This window comes from Microbacterium sp. ARD31, assembly GCF_031844425.1.
Genome location: NZ_JAUZVE010000023.1, coordinates 67293 through 83911, shown reverse-complemented (window position 1 = coordinate 83911; position 16619 = coordinate 67293). Strand labels below are relative to the sequence as shown.

Below are 16619 nucleotides of genomic sequence, written 5' to 3'. Positions count from 1 at the left end.
GGTCGGTCCCGGGGGGAGCTTCGGGGGAGCACCTCTTCGGGTGAAGCGCTCCCGGTGCGTGCGGCCGGAATCCCCAGATCCCCAGTCGGCCCCACGCGGCTTTCTCACACTCTGTATCCGTGCTGCCTGCGCATCAGCTTCACGAACATGAGGAGAGTCTGTAGGACGGTGACGACACCGACGATCGGCCAGCCGATCCAGAGGATCGACGACTGCGCGACCGGACCCAGCATGGTCCAGATCAGCGCGACGGCAACCAGGACCGCGGCCAGCACGACGAAGGGAGCCCAGTGGGCGTGCCCACCGCCCTTCTCTGCCTTGGCCTGCATGGCCCAGTTGTCGACCTGCTTGCGCGAGAGGAAGCGGGTCCACGAGCGGATGAAGTGGCTGAGCCGGATCCACATGAACAGCTCCGCCGGCACGATCAGCAGCGCGAAGAGGACGTCGCGCGCGGTGCGGGTCTTCAGCGTGAGCGCGATGCGCAGGTTCAGCAGCACCGCCACCGCCGGCGGGATGAGCCACCACGGCGAGAACACGAACGCGTTGATCGAGAGCGAGCCCGCCAGCAGCACCAGGAACGCGATGCGGACGAAGAGGTTCGTGAGCATTCCGACGTTCTCGAACCAGCGCAGCCGCAGGTTCGGGTGAAACGGCTGCCCCTTGGTGTCGCCACGCTGACCCGGCCACATGAGCTCGATCGCGCCGTAGGTCCACTTCACCTGCTGGGCGTCGTAGCCGCGGAGAGTGGTCATGCCGCCGACATCGGCGCGGGCGAACGGGCTGATCTTGGTCAGGTAGCCGGCGCTCTTGATCTGCAGCGACAGCAGCGAGTCCTCGACCTCGCTGTCCTTCACCCACGGGGTGGCCTGGTGGTTGTCGCGCATGACATCGCGCAGCGCCTGCGTGGCGAAGATAGAGAACTGCCCGCCGAGCACCGCCATGTTGCGCCCGCGCAGCAGGTTCTGCATGTTGAACGCGGCGAACTGCGTGCGCTGGCCGGCGATGAGGAACTTCGCGATGAATCCGGTGATCGGACGGTCGTCGATCGAGTAGATCGCCGAGATGCCGCCGATGCGGGTGTCCTTGACGGCCTCGGCCTCGAGGAGCTCGACGGCCCGCGCGTCGGCGACCGTGTCGCCGTCGACGCCCAGCAGATAGTCGTACCCCTCGACGAGCGCGTACCCGTAGTTCAGAGCGCCGACCTTCTTGTCGGGGTTCTTGCCGATGTCGTGGACGAACACCTCGGTGAACTGATCGCCGAGGTCCGTGACGAGTTCGTGGGGGCCGCTGTACTGCGAGGCGATCTTCACCGTCTGGTCGGAGGTGTTGTTGACCACCACGTGGATGACGTCCGGGACCCGCGTCTGAGCGAGCAGGCTCTCGATCACCTGGGCGATCGACTCCTCCTCGTTGTACGCCGGGATCACGCAGCCGATCGTCGAGCGGTGCACCGAGATGCTCTCGAGGACCGACTCGAACTCCTCCGCCCTGGCGCGCTGCGGCTCGGCCTCGACGGGGGTCGAGCCGGCGGCGATGCGCTCGGTGCGGCGGACGATGTCGGTCATTCTCGGTTCTCCGGTCGGGGCGCCTCGTGGCTGCCGAGGAACACTCTGCCGGGTCGACCGCAAGGACCCGACCGGAAGGCCCCGAGGTAACCGCAAGAAAACCTCAAGGAATCCACCGGACGACGCACCGTCGACCGAGGGGAACCGTACGCCACCGCCGATAGACTCCCCCCATGACCGTGAAGCAGTCAGGGGCGCTCGGCGTGCCTGATTCCCGCACGCGGTCGATCTGGCTCACCCAGCTCTCACTGGCGGTGAGCGTCGTGGTGCTGATCGTGGCGATCCTCGTGATCGACCCGGTGCTGTTCGCACGCCCGACCGTGGCCACCGGCATCCTGATCATCGTCATCGCCACCATCTCGAGCCTCGCCGCTCCGCGACGATGGCTTCGCTCGAAAGCCGTCATCGCGATTCCTTTCGTGGATGCCGTCGCGATCGGTCTCATGTCGTACGACAGCGATCTGCGCTTCGGAGCGTTCTGGATCTTCCCCGTCATGTGGGTGGCGATGCGGTTCTCGCCCATCGCACTGGCAGGGATGCTCGCCCTCATCGCGGCGATGCTGCTGGCGTCCGCTCTCACCTCCGGCACCGGCGAGTCGCCGCTGCGGATCGTGCTGACGCTGCTCTCGCTCGGCTTCCTCGGCATCACCGCCCACATCACGATGCGGGCGGCGAAGGCCTACCGCACGCTCATGCGGCGTCAGGCGCGTCGCCTCCAGGCGACACTGGACCGCAGCTCGCGGCAGGAGCGACGCGTCAGCGACCTGCTGAACGGCCTCGACACCGCCGTCGCGCGCGTGACCCCCTCGGGCCGCATCGTCACCACCAACGACGCCTACGTCCGCCTCTACGGGCTCGACCCGCACGACGCCGCCCAGCCCGCGCGCTCCATCGAGTACGACGCCGAAGGCGGTATCCCGCTGCCGGTCGACCAGCGTCCCGTCGCACGCGCGGCGCGCGGCGAGACGCTCGACGACCTGCGGGTCTGGCTGTACACCGTCGACGGCTCGTGGCGCGCGCTCTCGATCACCACGAAGCGCGAGGGCGACCAGGGCGACGAAGCCAGTCGCACACTCCTCTTCGTGCACGACGTCACCGAGGTCGTGCTCGCCGAACGCGAGCGGCGGCGGCTGGCGGCGATCGCCTCGCACGAGCTGAAGCACCCGCTCACCGCCGTCCTCGGCTACGCCGAACTGGCGCTCGAGGCCGACGATCTGCCGCCGCGCACCCGCGATCAGCTGGAGAGCATCCACCGCGCGAGCGAGCGGATGCTCGAGATGACGACGACCCTGCTCACCGAGCCCGGGCAGCGCAGGCCCGCCAGCCGCCCCCGTCACCGGCTCGACCTGCGCGACATCGTCCGCGAATCCGTGGAGTCCTTCGCCGCCGCCGCCGCCGCCAAGGACATCGCCTTCGCCGTCGAGGCGGACGAGCCGCTGCCGATCGTCGGCGACGCGTTCCGCCTTCGCCAGGTCGTCGACAACCTGGTCAGCAACGCGGTCAAGTACACCCCGCGCGGCGGACACGTGTGGATGAGCGCGGGCCGGGAGGATGCCGACGCCGTCGTGGCGATCACCGACACCGGGATCGGCATCGGCGCCGAGCACCTCGCCGACATCTTCACCCCGTACTTCCGCACCGACGAAGCCGTCACCAGCGCTCCCGGCACCGGCCTCGGCCTCGGCATCAGCCGCGAGATCGTCCTCGAGCACGACGGAGGGCTGACGGTCGACAGCGAGCGCGGCGCCGGCACGACCGTCACGCTGCGGCTGCCGTACGCGGCGGCATCCACCGAACGGCAGGCGATGGCATGATCTCGGCGGATTTCCATCACGCCGTCGCCACGACCGGACTGGAGGGGCTTCTCGGCCTGGTGCTGGCGCTGTTCACGACCCTCGCGACGATCGCGGCGTACAGCGTCGGGTTCCTCTTCCGCCCCAGCCGGACGACCCTTCTCTGGTCGACGGCGCTGACGGTGGCGATGATCGCCGGGTGCGGCGTCGTCGCCGCCGACGCCGTCGGCTCGCCGAGCATGCGGCTGGCTGCCCTCGGCCTCTTCGCCGGCGTACCCGCGCTGGTGTGGTCGGGGATGCGCGCCCGCCGCACGGCCCTCGCCTTCGTGTGGGCCGGACCTCTCGTCAGCGCCGGGGCGTCGGTCGCGATGCTCTTCAGCGACGACCCGCTCGCACTCGGCCCGGTGTGGCGCATCGCCCTGCTCGCGGCGGGGGTCTTCGCCGCCCTCGTGGTCGCCGAGTGGGTCGTGCAGCCCCGCCCGCGTGACCCCTTCCTGGTGCCGCTCGTGGCGGCATCCGCTCTGCTCGTCGCGATCGGCGTGCTCGTCTACGTCACCGGACTCGTCGGGACGCCGTTGATGGGGCTGGAGCTGATCACCATGCGGCTCGTGCGGACGAGCTTTCTGGTGCTCTTCCTCGGGTGCGTGCTGATCGCCACGATCGGGCCGTCGATCCGCGACATCGCTCGGAGGCTGCGGACCGGGCCGACACGGGAGTGGGACCGGTTCGAAGAGTCCGCGCACGCCCGCCTCGTCCGCGGGCGCGAGACGGGCACCCCCTGGTCGGTGATCTCGTTCCAGCTCGATGACGCCGCCGAGGTGCGCCGGGTCGCCGGCGCGCCCGCGCTCGCGACCACCACCTCCCGCGCCGAGCAGGTGCTGCGCGAGACGTTCCCGCCCGATGCCGAGATCTCCTCCCCCGCCGCCGGCGTCGTCGTCGTGCTCACCCCGAGCCCCAACCCCCAGGTGCGTCAGCTCATCCGCGTGGCCCTCAGCCGCATCTCGCAGCTGCCGCCGTACGGCCGCATCCCGGTGCGCCCCTCGGCGAGCGCCGGGTGGGTTCCGGCTTCGACGGCGGGCTACGACCTGACGGTCCTGCTGTATCTCGCCGCGCAGGCCGCCGCCAATGCGCAGGCGCGCGGCGGCGACCGGTGGGAGCGGGTCAGCCCCGAGACGGTGCTGGGGGCGATCAGTCCGTCAGAGCGACCGTGAGCGTGTCGGTCGCGGTCTGCTTTGCGTACTCCTTCGACGTCGGCGTCGTCTGCACCAGGAAGTCGAACGTGAACTGCAGGGTCACGTGCGTCGCCTCGTCGGGCACGGGGCCCGTGACGAAGGTCTGCGAGTAGCTGTACGGGTCGAGCACGAGGTAGCCGGGACTCACGGTGGACGCGTCCTGCTGCGCCTCCAGGGGCGCCAGGTCGGCCTCGGCCGTGCCCGGGACGGCGATCATCGTGGCCGACTGCAGGTACACCTTCTGCCCGTCGTCGGGAGCCACCGTCGTCGTCATCGACAGGCTCACCGGTTTGAGCGCCGTGGCCGTCCAGCGCTCCATACCCAGCGTCGACCAGTAGTCCACCTCGGCGGTCACCGCTCCCGCGGTCAGTTCGCGCGCCGTCGCGCCCCCCGACAGGTCGTTGGGGATCGGCGTCGGCGCGACGCTCGCGGTCGGGGTCGGCGTGGCGGAGCCGCCGGCCTCGTCCCACGGTGCGACCCCGCATCCGCTCAGCGTCGCCGCCCCGGCGACGGCGATCCCGATGACGGCGACCCACCGGCGCGCGACAGTGTTCATGCTCCCCCGAGAATCTCCGGTAGCCCGGAAGACGAAACGCGGGCGACGATCGCCCGCGACTCGGCTCATTCTAGAGGGCGGCGATCAGGCGCCGTCGCGGTCGCCGTCGCGGTCGCGACGGGCGCGGGTCGGGTCGAAGGCGCGGTCGGCGGCGCCCGGGCCGGGGTCGGCGGCGCCGGTGCCGGCGTCGCCGCCGGCGTCGCCGTCGCGACGGGCGCGGGTCTGCTCCGCACGCTGCGCAAGCAGCTCGTCCGCCGGATAGCCGACCTCGGTGAGGGTGAGGCCACGCGCGGCGAGCACCTTCACCTCGGGCACGCGCTCGGCCTCGTCGCGAATCTCGGCGACGTCGGCCACGGAGAGGCGCCCCTCGCCGACGGCGACGCACGCACCCACGAGGGCGCGCACCATACTGTGGCAGAACGCGTCGGCCTTGACGTTTGCGACGAGCACGCCGTCGGCCTCCCGCCGCCAGTCGAACTCCAGCAGCGTTCGGATCGTGGTGGCCTCGGGGCGGGGCTTGCAGTACGCGGCGAAGTCGTGCAGGCCGATGAGACTGCGCGCGGCGGCATCCATCGCCGCGACGTCCAGCAATGAGCGCACCGTCGTCGTGCGGTGCCGTTCGAGGGGGTCGTAGCCGCTCTCACGGTCGGCGATCCGGTACGCATACCGGCGCCACACCGCCGAGAACCGCGCGTCGAATCCGGCCGGGGCGAGCGCGGAGCGAACCACCGCCACGTCGGCATACTGGCCCAGCACGCCCGTCATGCGTGCCGCGAGCGCCGCGGCGGGCTGCGCGGCCTCGGTCGCCGGCGCGGGTGCGGTTCCCGGAGCCGGATGGATCACAACTCCTGCAGCCGGGTCCGGTCCCGCCGCACCGCCCCCGCGGGATTCCGCGGTTCTTGCGGCATCCGGGCCCGCCGTCGCGGCCGGGGTGCAGGAGTTGTGATCCGCCGCACGCCGGCCCCGGACGTTCAGGAGCCGCAGCTGCTGGTCGGCGTCGAGGTCGAGGTGAGCGACCTGGTCGCTGGCGTGCACGCCGGCGTCGGTGCGGCCGGCGACCACCAGCCGCGGCTCGCCGCCGAGGATGCGGGCGACCGCGTCCTCGAGGGTGCCCTGCACGGTGCGAAGACCCGGCTGGCGGGCCCAGCCGCGGAAGTGCGTGCCGTCGTAGGCGATGTCGAGCCGGATGCGCACCCGCCCAGCCTAACCGGGCCCTGCCGGCCTAACCGTGCCCGCCCGCCTCCCCAGGACGAGCGGGCACGACCCCAGCTTCACCCCCGCCGTCTCGCAACCCAGCCCCTGCCCTCAGCGGACGATGGCGGTGAGCCCACGCAGGCGGTAGAGCATCTGCTCGCTCACCGACCCCAGCAGGAACCGTCGCACCGCGCCGCGTCCGTGGGATCCCAGCACCGTCATCCGTGCCGTCACCGCATAGGCGCTCAGCACGTCGGCGGCGGCACCCTCGTCGACGTGGCGATCCACCTGCAGGTCGGGGTAGGTCTGCGCGAGACCGGCGAGCGAGATCGCCTGCGCCTCCTCGGCGAGCTGCCGCAGCGCGTCGACGTAGCTCGCCGGCTGCAGCCCCGGCGAGCGCGGCACCTCCATGGGCTGCCACGCGGTGACCGCGATCAGCGGCTCTCCGATCCGGTCGGCCTCGGCGGCGGCGAACGCGATCGCCTTCTCGCTGAGCTCCGATCCGTCCACCCCGACCACGACGCCGGCGCGTTCGCCGTGCTCCGAGTCGGGGACGACGACGACCGGGCAGTGCGCGCCGGCGCTGATGCGGATGCCGTGCAATCCGCGCGCCGGGCCCTTGCCCCCCGGGCGGTAATCACTGCCGATCACCAGCAGTCCGGCATCCTTCGACGCCTCGACGAGCTTCGTGACCGGGTTGCCGTGGTCCACGCGAGTGGTCACAGGCACGCCGTGATAGCGGATGCTGTCCGCCTCGGCCGCGAGATGCTCGGCGGCTGCCGCCTCGATCTCGGTCACCAGCGCCGCCTCGCCCACGACGCCGACGGCGCCGCCGATGATGCGGAAGAGCTCGAGCGGTGTGTGCGTCGCGGCGGCCCGTTCGGCCGCCCATTCGACGGCGCGACGCCCCGCCTCGGTCGGAACCACGCCGACGACGATCTTCTTCTTCGACATCTCGGCACTCCCTTCGGGACTGTCTGGATAGGTGTGCTTCGACGCTATGCGCGGCGGCCGCGACCGACCAGGGCCGAAAGACCCAGTGGCCGGAAGACCCGCTGCGCTCGAAGAGCCCGTGCGCGAAGACCCGGTGCGCCGGGAGACCCCCACACCCCGGAGAACTCAGGGCACCGGAGGATCTAGTGCCCCGGCTCTCCCACCGGCGCGACCAGGCGCAGGTCGACCAGTTCGGCGACGAAGACCGCCACGTCCTCGGCGACGCGGTGGTCCAACGCGCCGGACTGCTCCGTGGCCCGGGCGCTCAGCTGGGTCAAGGTCACCGGATCGTCGAGCCAGTCCCAGAGCACCGCCGCTGTGCCCTCGAGCAGGCGCGGCCGTCCGTCGACGTCGTCGAGAGCGAGGGCGTAGACCCGGTCGTCGCGGTCGACCCACGCGACGTCGTCGCGACGCCGCAGGCGCGGTTCGTCCGAGACCAGCAGCCCGGCATCCAGCAGGGCGCCGACGGCGACGAGCACGGCGGGAGCGGCATCCGGCCCGGGAGGAGTGCCATAGGCGGCCACGGCGGCCGCCGCCAGCTCGTCCAGGCTCGCACCGTCCGCCGCGCGCCACACAGCCGGCGCGATGCCGGCCAGCACCCGCACCGTGCCCCGCCCTCGGGTGTCCACGCTCAGGACGGCGACGCGATCCGGGTCGTGCAGCTCGATGTGGTCCGCCCAGTCGGCCCGGCGAAAGCGCGGCGCGGCGCCCGGTGTGCTCGCGACGGCCTGCGGCAGGGCCGCGGATGCCGGTTCCCACCCGCTCTGGGCGGGCGTCGTGCGCGCGGGCAGCACCGCGGGACCGGCGTCCATCAGCGCAGCGATCACCGGCACCAGCTCGTCCGCCTCGCGGTACACCACGCGCCGGACGCCGCCGGCGGCTGAGGCGACGTCCGCGATGAACTGCAACGGCGCGTCGGCGTGGGTGAGGAAGCTCGACTGCTCCACCAGGTCGCCGAGCGCGTCTCCGAGGTCGAGGACCTCGATCTCGGGCGCTCCGTCGTGGTCGGGCCGCCGGTCCAGCAGCACGATGGCGCACACGCGCAGCGTCGCGTCGGGCAGCGGCCGCAGACCGGCGGCCGAAGGCGGCACCTGCGCCTTGGGCAGCGCGGGATCCTCGATGACCGACAGCGGCTTGCGGTAGGCGCGCACGCGGCCGGATTCCTCGATGGCGACGGTCTCGTCCGACACATAGCCGAACTCCCGGCCCAGGACGCGCGAGGCGGTGGTCTTGCCCCGTCCCGACGGACCGACGAGCACCACCACCTCACCGGTCTCATTCGCGAGGCCCGCCGCGTGCAGCATCCACGCCTGCCCGCGTGCCGCGTCGATGGCGGTGATCGTCACGAGCTGCGACAGCCCGGACAGCATGCTCTCGACGGGAGCGTCGGCGGGGGTGACGACGACATCCGGGATGCCGTCGGCTGCGGCATCCGCCCAGGCCTGACGGATCGCGGCGGCGCGGACCTCATCCAGACCGCTCAGGTCGATCCCGATGCGCGCACCGACCGCGTCGACGCAGAACACCTCGGGCACATCCGAAGTGTAGGGCCTGGCGCCGGTCCCCCGGCACGCGGCGGCCGGATGCGGGCACGCGGCCGCCTGCTGGTGGCGCCGTCGGCCGGCCTCGCCCGACCGTGCGTCACGCGGCGGCCGGATGCGGGCGGGCGGGGGCGGCCACCTGCTGGTGGCCGCCCGCCGACCTCGCCCGTGGGCGCGGAGAGTATTCGCGGACAGCGCGCGGTTCAGAACTCGCGGACGAGGGCGCGGTCCCGCTCGGTCGCGATGAACCCGAGCCGCTCGTACAGCGTGTTCGCGCCGGTGGGGCTCTCGGTGTCGACATCGAGCACGGCTTTCGCCAGGCCCGCATCCGTCATGGCCCTCAGGGTCCGCGCGACCACGCGCGGCGCAAGTCCCTGCCCACGTCGGTCGCGGACGACGCCGATGAGGTCGATGTAGGAGTTCGTCGCGCCGAGCGTGACCCAGTCGTCCTCGTTGACGGACGCCAGACAGAAGGCCACGATCCGACCGTCGGCGTCGAGGGCGAGCGTCGACAGGTCCGGCCGCAGGAACGGCCCGCCGACGAACTTCTGCCACCGGTCGGGACTGGACGGCAGGCTTCCCCAGTGATCGCGGAAGGCGTCGTTGCGCGCCTGTCGGGCATCCTCGGCGCGATCGGCGCTGTAGGGCACGAGAGTGATGCCCGGGAGGTCCGCCAGTTCGGCGACGGCCACGGAGTTGTCCCGCACCATCGAGGTGAACCACCGCGCGGTGCGAAGTCCGAGGGCCTCCGCGAGCCTCACGGCGCCGTCGTTTCCGTCGCTGGCGTAGACGTCGATCTCGCCCGGAAGCGTCGAACCCGATGCTGCCAGCTGCTGCAGCGCCCGGGAGTACTGCCACCTCATCAGCTCGGCGCCGATGCCGCGGCGGCGCCACGTGGGGTGAACGGCTCCCTGCAGGTAGGACTTCACGCGGGTCGTCGTGTCGGGATGCCGCATCGCCGTCCCTGCCGCGACGACGGTGCCGTCGTGCGCGATCGCCAGGATCGTGTCGACCGCGTGGTCGACGTCCGGCAGGTCGAACGTGTCCTCGACCTCTTCGCGCGGCGTCACCCATGTCGGGTGGTCGACCTGATCGGCGGCGGCGAAGACCGCGTGCATGGCGTCGATGTCGTCGCGCGTCGCGCCCCGCCACCGGGCGATGTCGGGATGCCGCGGCTCAGCCGGTCCGGACGCGTCGGCCCCGGCATCCGCGAGACGCTGGGCGAGGGGTGCGGTCGCGGTGTCACTCACCCCGCCACCCTACGCCCGCGGTACCTGCCTGCCCCATCCTCGCGGCGCCGGATCACAACTCCTGCACCTCGGCCGGTCACCCCGAGCGCGATCCGCGGAAACACGTCACTGCGCCGCGGCCGACGCCGCCGGGTGCAGGAGTTGTGATCCGCCCCGGCCCCACTCCCCTCCTCCCCAACCCTCCCCGGCAGCACCGTTGTGCACAGCCGCCCGGGGACGACCGTCGCCGCCCGCGCCCGGTGCGAGCGTCGACGGATGCACGATGCGACGTTGCCGCGAGTCCTCACCCGGGCTGGGCTCATCGAGGCGGGCTACACCGCGAAGACCATCACGCGGGATGTCAAGCGCGGGGTGCTCGTGCGCCTGCGACGCGACCGTTACGCGATCACGCCGTCGGCGGATGGCGACACCGCGGTGCGCATCGGCGGGCGGGTCTCCTGTCTGACCGCGATCGCGGCGACGGGGGCGTTCACCATGGGCGACGAGCGCGTGCACGTGCAGGTCGAGCGACGGGGTTCCCGTCTTCGCAGCCCGAACACGAGCAAAGAGCGCTGGCTGCGCAGCCGCGCCTCGGCGGCGAAGATCCGGCTCCACTGGAGCGACTGCGCAGATACCGGGGGCTCGCTCGAGTCCGTCCCGTTCGAGGACGCCCTCCGGCAGTTCATCCGGTGCCAGCCCCCGCGGGAGGTCGTCGCGACTCTCGACAGCCTCCTGCGTTCGCGAACGGTGAAGCGACGGCAGCTACGCGAGGTGTTCGCCTCGCTTCCGCCGCGCTACCGCATCCTGCTCACGCTCGTCGACCCGCGCGCCGAGTCGGGACCGGAATCGCTCCTCCGGCTCATGCTGCGACAGCTCGGCATCCCGTTCGAGATCCAGGTGAGCATTCCGGGTGTCGGACGCGTCGACTTCGTGATCGGCGGCGTGCTCATCATCGAGTGCGACAGCCGCGCGCACCACGAGGGGTGGGAGTCGCAGCAGAAGGATCGCATCCGCGACGTCGAGGCGGCGCGCCTCGGCTACGCCACCATCCGCCTTATGGCCGCGGACGTCATGTACCACCCCGACGACGTCCGCGACGTGCTCCGCGACGTCGCGCGGGCATGGGCGCCCAGGGTCGCCTGACCCGACTCCTGCGTCGTCACAGAGCCGGAACCGCTCACGCCGGGCTCCCGGCGTTCCCTCGGCTCGTCTCGCGCTCGGCTGGGGATCACAACTCCTGCATCCGCGGGACGGCTCCTCGCGGACCGAGCCGCCGGGGAGGCATCCGCGGATCACAACTCCTGCACCGCACGGCGGAAGGAGTGCGCGCACCCCCGGTTTCCGCGGGCACGGGCGGACCGGATGCCGCGACGTGCAGGAGTTGTGATCCACCCAGACACGGGACCGGATAGCGCACGTGCAGGAGTTGTGATCCACCCAGACACGGGACCGGGCGCGGATGCCGCCACGTGGAGGGGCTGTGACCCCGCGCCCCCGCCCGCATCACCCGCCCCGGACGCAGCGAGACCCGCCGCCCCGAAGGGCGGCGGGTCTCGCGGGGAGGACCGCTGCGGGCTCAGGGAGCCCGCAGGGTCACTCGGACTTCTTGTCCTCGACGGCGTCCTCGGCAGCGGCCTCGGCGGCAGCGCCCTCTTCCGGCGACTCGGCGCCGGCTTCGGTTGCCGACTCGTCCGCGGCGGTCTCGTCCGCGTCAGCCGAAGCGGCCTCGTCGGCAGCAGCATCCTCAGCCGGAGCAGCATCCTCAGCCGGAGCGGCGGCCGCCGGGGCGGCCTTCTTCGACGACGACGACTTCGCCTTCGGGGTCACGGGCTCGAGGACGAGCTCGATGACGGCCATGGGCGCGTTGTCGCCCTTGCGGTTGCCGACCTTGGTGATGCGGGTGTAGCCGCCCTCACGGTCGGCGACCAGCGGCGCGATCTCGGCGAACAGGACGTGCACGACTTCCTTGTCACCGATGATCGACAGCACGCGACGACGCGCGTGCAGGTCGCCGCGCTTGGCGAACGTGATCAGGCGCTCGGCGAGCGGACGCAGGCGCTTGGCCTTGGTCTCGGTCGTCTTGATCGACTTGTGGGTGAACAGCGCGGCGGCCAGGTTCGCCAGCAGCAGACGCTCGTGTGCGGGACCGCCTCCGAGGCGGGGACCCTTCGTGGGCTTGGGCATTCTCGATTACTCCAGTGGGAAAAGTCGGTCGGGGAGGGAGCCGGACGGCTCAGACGTTCTCGTCGTCGTAGCCGCCGTAGAAGTGCGCGCCGTCGAACCCGGGGACCGAGTCCTTCAGCGACAGGCCGAGCGAGACGAGCTTGTCGCGCACCTCGTCGACCGACTTCTGACCGAAGTTGCGGATGTTCATCAGCTGCGTCTCCGACAGGGCGACCAGCTCGGAGACCGTGTTGATGCCCTCGCGCTTGAGGCAGTTGTAGGAGCGGACCGACAGGTCGAGGTCCTCGATCGGCATCGACAGCTCGTTCGACAGGACGGTCTCGACCGGCGCGGGGCCGATCTCGATGCCCTCGGCCTCGACGTTCAGCTCGCGGGCGAGACCGAACAGCTCGGTGAGGGTGCGACCGGCCGAAGCGACGGCGTCGCGCGGGGCGATCGAGGACTTCGTCTCGACGTCCAGGACGAGCTTGTCGAAGTCGGTGCGCTCACCGGCACGGGTCGCGTCCACGCGGTAGCTGACCTTCAGCACCGGCGAGTAGATCGAGTCGATCGGCACCTGGCCGGCCTCGGCGTACTCGTTGCGGTTCTGGGTCGCCGACACGTAGCCGCGGCCGCGCTCGATGGTGAGCTCGAGCTCGAACTTGGCGGTGTCGTTCAGGGTCGCGATGACCAGGTCGGGGTTGTGCACCTCGACGCCGGCCGGGGCGGAGATGTCCGCCGCGGTGACCTCGCCGGAGCCCGTCTTGCGCAGGTACGCGGTGATGGGCTCGTCACGCTCGCTCGAGACGACGAGCTGCTTGATGTTGAGGATGATCTCGGTGACATCCTCTTTGACACCCGGGATGGTGCTGAACTCGTGGAGGACGCCGTCGATGCGGATGGAGGTGACGGCTGCGCCGGGGATCGACGACAGGAGGCTGCGACGCAGCGCGTTGCCGATCGTGTAACCGAAGCCGGGCTCGAGCGGCTCGATGATGAAGCGGCTGCGGAACTCCCCGATCTTCTCCTCGGTCAGAGTGGGACGCTGTGCGATGAGCACTATGTGTTCCTTTCGATCACGTGCCCGCTATATGACACGTGCGGTGGGTGAGGTGTTGAGTTTTGATCCGGGATGCCGGTCCTCCGGCATCCGTGAACGTGCGGTGGCCGGGCGTCGGGGTGCGAGACCCCGACGCCCGGCACGGAAGATCAGACGCGGCGGCGCTTCGGCGGACGGCAGCCGTTGTGGGCCTGCGGCGTCACGTCCTGGATCGAGCCCACCTCGAGACCGGCGGCGGTCAGCGAGCGGATCGCGGTCTCGCGGCCCGAACCCGGACCCTTCACGAAGACGTCGACCTTCTTGACGCCGTGCTCCTGCGCCTGGCGGGCAGCGGACTCCGCGGCCATGCCTGCGGCGTACGGGGTCGACTTGCGCGAGCCCTTGAAGCCCACGCCACCCGACGAGGCCCAGCTGATGACAGCGCCCGAGGGGTCGGTGATCGAGACGATCGTGTTGTTGAACGTCGACTTGATGTGGGCCTGGCCCACGGCGATGTTCTTCTTCTCCTTGCGGCGCGGCTTGCGCGCGGCGGTCTTGGCCTGTGCCATGTTCGTTCTCTCCTAAACCAGGGGGCGCCGGACTAGCGCGCCTTCTTCTTGCCGGCGACGGTGCGCTTCGGGCCCTTGCGGGTGCGCGCGTTGGTCTTGGTGCGCTGGCCGCGGACGGGGAGGCCACGGCGGTGGCGGATGCCCTCGTACGAGCCGATCTCGACCTTGCGGCGGATGTCGGCGGCGACCTCGCGGCGAAGGTCACCCTCCACCTTGTAGGTGCCCTCGATGTGGTCACGGAGTGCGACGAGCTGCTCGTCGGTGAGGTCCTTGACGCGGATGTTCTCGTCGATCTCCGTCGCGGTGAGGATCTCGTTCGAGCGGGTACGGCCGATGCCGTAGATGTAGGTCAGGGCGATGACCACGCGCTTGTCGCGCGGGATGTCGACGCCGGCGAGACGTGCCATGCGGCTCTCCTAGGAGTGTCGTGGAGGTGTGGAGCAGGATCGGTGCCCGGGCCTCCGCCCCGAGGTGTCGGTCTCGTCGGGCCGTTGAGCCCGTCGAAACGTCTGATCCTGCCGTTTGTGTGTTCAGTTGTAGGTGTGTGTGGCTTCGTCTCGGTCGCCTGCGGCGGCCTCGCTCAGCCTTGACGTTCGCGTGTCGATGCGGCTGGCGCATCGACACGTCTCACATCAACCCTGGCGCTGCTTGTGACGCGGGTTGGACTTGCAGATGACCATGACGCGACCGTGACGACGGATGACCTTGCAGTGGTCGCAGATGGGCTTGACGGAGGGGTTGACCTTCATGATTTCCTGTTTCGCTGTCTTCGCCGCCCGCACGAGGGCGGGGGCGTTACTTCTCGACCGGTCTAGCGGTAGCGGTAGACGATGCGGCCGCGGGTCAGGTCGTAGGGCGAGAGCTCCACGACCACGCGGTCCTCGGGGATGATGCGGATGTAGTTCTGCCGCATCTTTCCCGAGATCGTGGCGAGTACCTTGTGACCGTTGGTCAGCTCGACGCGGAACATCGCGTTGGGCAGAGCCTCGGACACGACGCCCTCGATCTCGATGACACCGTCTTTCTTCGCCATACGCTCGCTAACACTTGTGCAGACCGGTCGGTCTGCGGTGGATGGGGTGGGTGGTGCCCGGACACGCCGAGACAGGCGCAAAGCACCAAAGATCAATAGTACGTGATAGCGGATGCCGCGGCAACTCGGTCTCGATACCGCCCGCCGCGGGCTCCTCTCACTCGAAGAGCGAGGCGAGCGCCGCCGGCTCGGGCAGGTCGGAGTTGGAGATCGCCTCGCCGTTGACCGCGATGGTCGGGGTGGCGATCCCGGCCTGGCCGGGCTGGACCGGGGTCTCCTCGGTCATCTCCGCGACGAAGTCCGCATAGGTGCCCTCGGTGACGCACGTGTCGATGCCGGTGACGCCGACCGATCCTGCCACTTCGATGATCTGCTCATCGGTGAGGCCCGTCGTCCCCTCAGCCGGCTGGTTGGCGAACATGGTCTGCATGAACGGCAGCGCGGCATCCGCGTCGGCCACGGCGACGCAGTACATCGCGTTGGCGGAGCGGGTCGAGTACTCGGAGCCCTGCGACGCGCGGTCGAGGATCGAGATCGGGTGGATGCCGAGCGTGGCCGTGCCGTCGTCGACGAGTCCCTGGATGGATTCGCCGTACGCCTGCTCGAACTGGTTGCACACCGGGCACATGAAGTCGATGTAGGTGTCGAGGCGGTTCTCGCCGTCGCCGATGAGGATCGCGCCGGTCTCGGCCTCGATGTTCGACGCCTGCGGGGCCTCGCCCGGCTCGTTCGCGGCGTTGTTGAGCGTGACCACCAGCACCGCGACGAGCGCGAGCGCGACGACGAGGCCGACGCTCACCCAGATCGCGAACCAGTTCACTTTGCGCGCCTGCGCTGCCATCACTTCTCCTCGGTGTCGAATGCGGGTGCGCTCACGCGATGGGCTGCGGCGTCACGCCGAAGCGCGCCAGCTCGGCCGCGCCCCCGTCGGGTGCGGTCAGCACCCATACGCCCTGATCGTGCACGGCGACGCTATGTTCCCAGTGTGAGCCGGACGACCCGTCGAGGGTCGACACGGTCCAATCGTCGTCCTCGGTGAAGGTCGCCTGGTCTCCCGCCACGACCATCGGCTCGATCGCGACGGCGAGTCCCGGTCGCACCTCGGCGCCGGGCTCAGGGGTGCGGTAGTTGAAGATCGACGGGGACTCGTGCATCTTGCGCCCGATGCCGTGGCCGACGTAGTCGCGGAGGATCCCGTACCCGCCCTCGGGTGCATTCGCCTCGATGTAGTCCTGGATGGCCGCGCCGACCTGGCCGAGGTGGGACGCCGAGGCCAATGCCGCGATACCCGCCCAGAGGGACCCTCGCGTGACCTCGCTCAGGCGCTCCCGCTGGGCGACGAGCTCGGGCCGCGAGGGATCGGGCACCACGACGGTGAAGGCCGAGTCGCCGTTCCAGCCCTTGTACTCCGCTCCGCAGTCGATCGAGACGATGTCGCCGGGCTCCAGCATCCGATCGCCGGGGATGCCGTGCACGACCTGCTCGTTCACGGAGGCGCAGATGGTGTGCCGGTAGCCGCGCACGAGCTGGAAGTTCGACCGCGCTCCACGCGAGACGATCGCCTCGGATGCCGCGGCGTCCAGCGCGCCCGTCGTCACTCCCGGGGCGACGAGGGCCCGGACCGCGTCGAGGGCGGCGGCGGTGATGAGACCGGGTTCCACCATCGCCCGCAGCTGCGCGGGGGTCTTGTAGATCGAGCGGCGGAGCACGGC

17 protein-coding genes are annotated in these 16619 nt (G+C 70.7%); 3 read left to right on the top strand and 14 right to left on the bottom strand.

The annotated features are described in order from the left end of the window. Window positions 1–104: 104 nt before the first annotated feature. The gene (locus Q9S36_RS33615) at window positions 105–1565 is read right to left on the bottom strand and encodes a glycosyltransferase (protein WP_251451616.1); all 1461 of its coding nucleotides are present in this window, start codon (window positions 1563–1565) and stop codon (window positions 105–107) included. Window positions 1566–1738: 173 nt separating this feature from the next. Between Q9S36_RS33615 and Q9S36_RS33610 the strand changes: the two genes are divergently transcribed. Both Q9S36_RS33610 and Q9S36_RS33605 read left to right on the top strand, forming a co-directional pair. After that, window positions 1739–3379 carry a PAS domain-containing sensor histidine kinase gene (locus Q9S36_RS33610; protein WP_311289138.1) on the top strand — a complete coding sequence of 547 codons (1641 nt, stop codon included), beginning with the start codon at window positions 1739–1741 and terminating at the stop codon, window positions 3377–3379. Further along, on the top strand, window positions 3376–4569 hold the full coding sequence (locus Q9S36_RS33605) for a hypothetical protein (RefSeq protein ID WP_311289137.1): 1194 nt from the start codon (window positions 3376–3378) through the stop codon (window positions 4567–4569). Before Q9S36_RS33610 ends, Q9S36_RS33605 begins: the two co-directional genes overlap by 4 nt. Here Q9S36_RS33605 and Q9S36_RS33600 read toward each other — a convergent pair. The 5 genes from Q9S36_RS33600 to Q9S36_RS33580 form a co-directional block, all read right to left on the bottom strand. Beyond that, on the bottom strand, window positions 4547–5146 hold the full coding sequence (locus Q9S36_RS33600) for a hypothetical protein (RefSeq protein ID WP_311289136.1): 600 nt from the start codon (window positions 5144–5146) through the stop codon (window positions 4547–4549). The genes Q9S36_RS33605 and Q9S36_RS33600 overlap by 23 nt on opposite strands. Before the next feature lie 84 nt (window positions 5147–5230). Further along, the gene (locus Q9S36_RS33595) at window positions 5231–6340 is read right to left on the bottom strand and encodes a tRNA pseudouridine synthase A (protein WP_311289135.1); all 1110 of its coding nucleotides are present in this window, start codon (window positions 6338–6340) and stop codon (window positions 5231–5233) included. Window positions 6341–6451: 111 nt separating this feature from the next. After that, the gene (locus Q9S36_RS33590) at window positions 6452–7294 is read right to left on the bottom strand and encodes a universal stress protein (protein ID WP_311289134.1); all 843 of its coding nucleotides are present in this window, start codon (window positions 7292–7294) and stop codon (window positions 6452–6454) included. A 182-nt stretch (window positions 7295–7476) separates the two neighbouring features. Then, window positions 7477–8868, bottom strand: a complete 1392-nt coding sequence (locus tag Q9S36_RS33585) for a PqqD family peptide modification chaperone (protein ID WP_311289133.1) — start codon at window positions 8866–8868, stop codon at window positions 7477–7479. A 209-nt stretch (window positions 8869–9077) separates the two neighbouring features. Beyond that, window positions 9078–10124 (bottom strand): GNAT family N-acetyltransferase, encoded by a 1047-nt coding sequence (locus Q9S36_RS33580; RefSeq protein ID WP_311289132.1) that lies wholly within the window; start codon window positions 10122–10124, stop codon window positions 9078–9080. Between the two features lie 255 nt (window positions 10125–10379). On the opposite strand from Q9S36_RS33580, the gene Q9S36_RS33575 reads away from it, so the two are divergent. Beyond that, window positions 10380–11246 carry a DUF559 domain-containing protein gene (locus tag Q9S36_RS33575; protein WP_311289131.1) on the top strand — a complete coding sequence of 289 codons (867 nt, stop codon included), beginning with the start codon at window positions 10380–10382 and terminating at the stop codon, window positions 11244–11246. A 450-nt stretch (window positions 11247–11696) separates the two neighbouring features. On the opposite strand, the gene rplQ is transcribed toward Q9S36_RS33575, so the two are convergent. The 8 genes from rplQ to map form a co-directional block, all read right to left on the bottom strand. Further along, entirely contained in the window at window positions 11697–12287 is a 591-nt protein-coding gene (gene rplQ, locus Q9S36_RS33570; protein ID WP_311289130.1) for a 50S ribosomal protein L17, read from the bottom strand. Window positions 12288–12336: 49 nt separating this feature from the next. Beyond that, window positions 12337–13326: a DNA-directed RNA polymerase subunit alpha gene (locus tag Q9S36_RS33565; protein WP_251451636.1), complete on the bottom strand. Its 990-nt coding sequence runs from the start codon at window positions 13324–13326 to the stop codon at window positions 12337–12339. A 149-nt stretch (window positions 13327–13475) separates the two neighbouring features. After that, window positions 13476–13874 (bottom strand): 30S ribosomal protein S11, encoded by a 399-nt coding sequence (gene rpsK, locus Q9S36_RS33560; protein ID WP_251451638.1) that lies wholly within the window; start codon window positions 13872–13874, stop codon window positions 13476–13478. A 32-nt stretch (window positions 13875–13906) separates the two neighbouring features. Next, window positions 13907–14281 (bottom strand): 30S ribosomal protein S13, encoded by a 375-nt coding sequence (gene rpsM / locus Q9S36_RS33555; protein WP_251451640.1) that lies wholly within the window; start codon window positions 14279–14281, stop codon window positions 13907–13909. A gap of 225 nt (window positions 14282–14506) precedes the next feature. Beyond that, window positions 14507–14623 (bottom strand): 50S ribosomal protein L36, encoded by a 117-nt coding sequence (rpmJ, locus tag Q9S36_RS33550; protein WP_005050492.1) that lies wholly within the window; start codon window positions 14621–14623, stop codon window positions 14507–14509. A 62-nt stretch (window positions 14624–14685) separates the two neighbouring features. Continuing rightward, the gene (gene infA / locus Q9S36_RS33545) at window positions 14686–14907 is read right to left on the bottom strand and encodes a translation initiation factor IF-1 (protein ID WP_005050493.1); all 222 of its coding nucleotides are present in this window, start codon (window positions 14905–14907) and stop codon (window positions 14686–14688) included. Between the two features lie 157 nt (window positions 14908–15064). After that, the gene (locus Q9S36_RS33540; RefSeq protein ID WP_311289129.1) at window positions 15065–15748 is read right to left on the bottom strand and encodes a thioredoxin domain-containing protein; all 684 of its coding nucleotides are present in this window, start codon (window positions 15746–15748) and stop codon (window positions 15065–15067) included. A 31-nt stretch (window positions 15749–15779) separates the two neighbouring features. Further along, entirely contained in the window at window positions 15780–16616 is an 837-nt protein-coding gene (gene map, locus Q9S36_RS33535; RefSeq protein WP_311289128.1) for a type I methionyl aminopeptidase, read from the bottom strand. Between the last annotated feature and the right edge of the window lie 3 nt (window positions 16617–16619).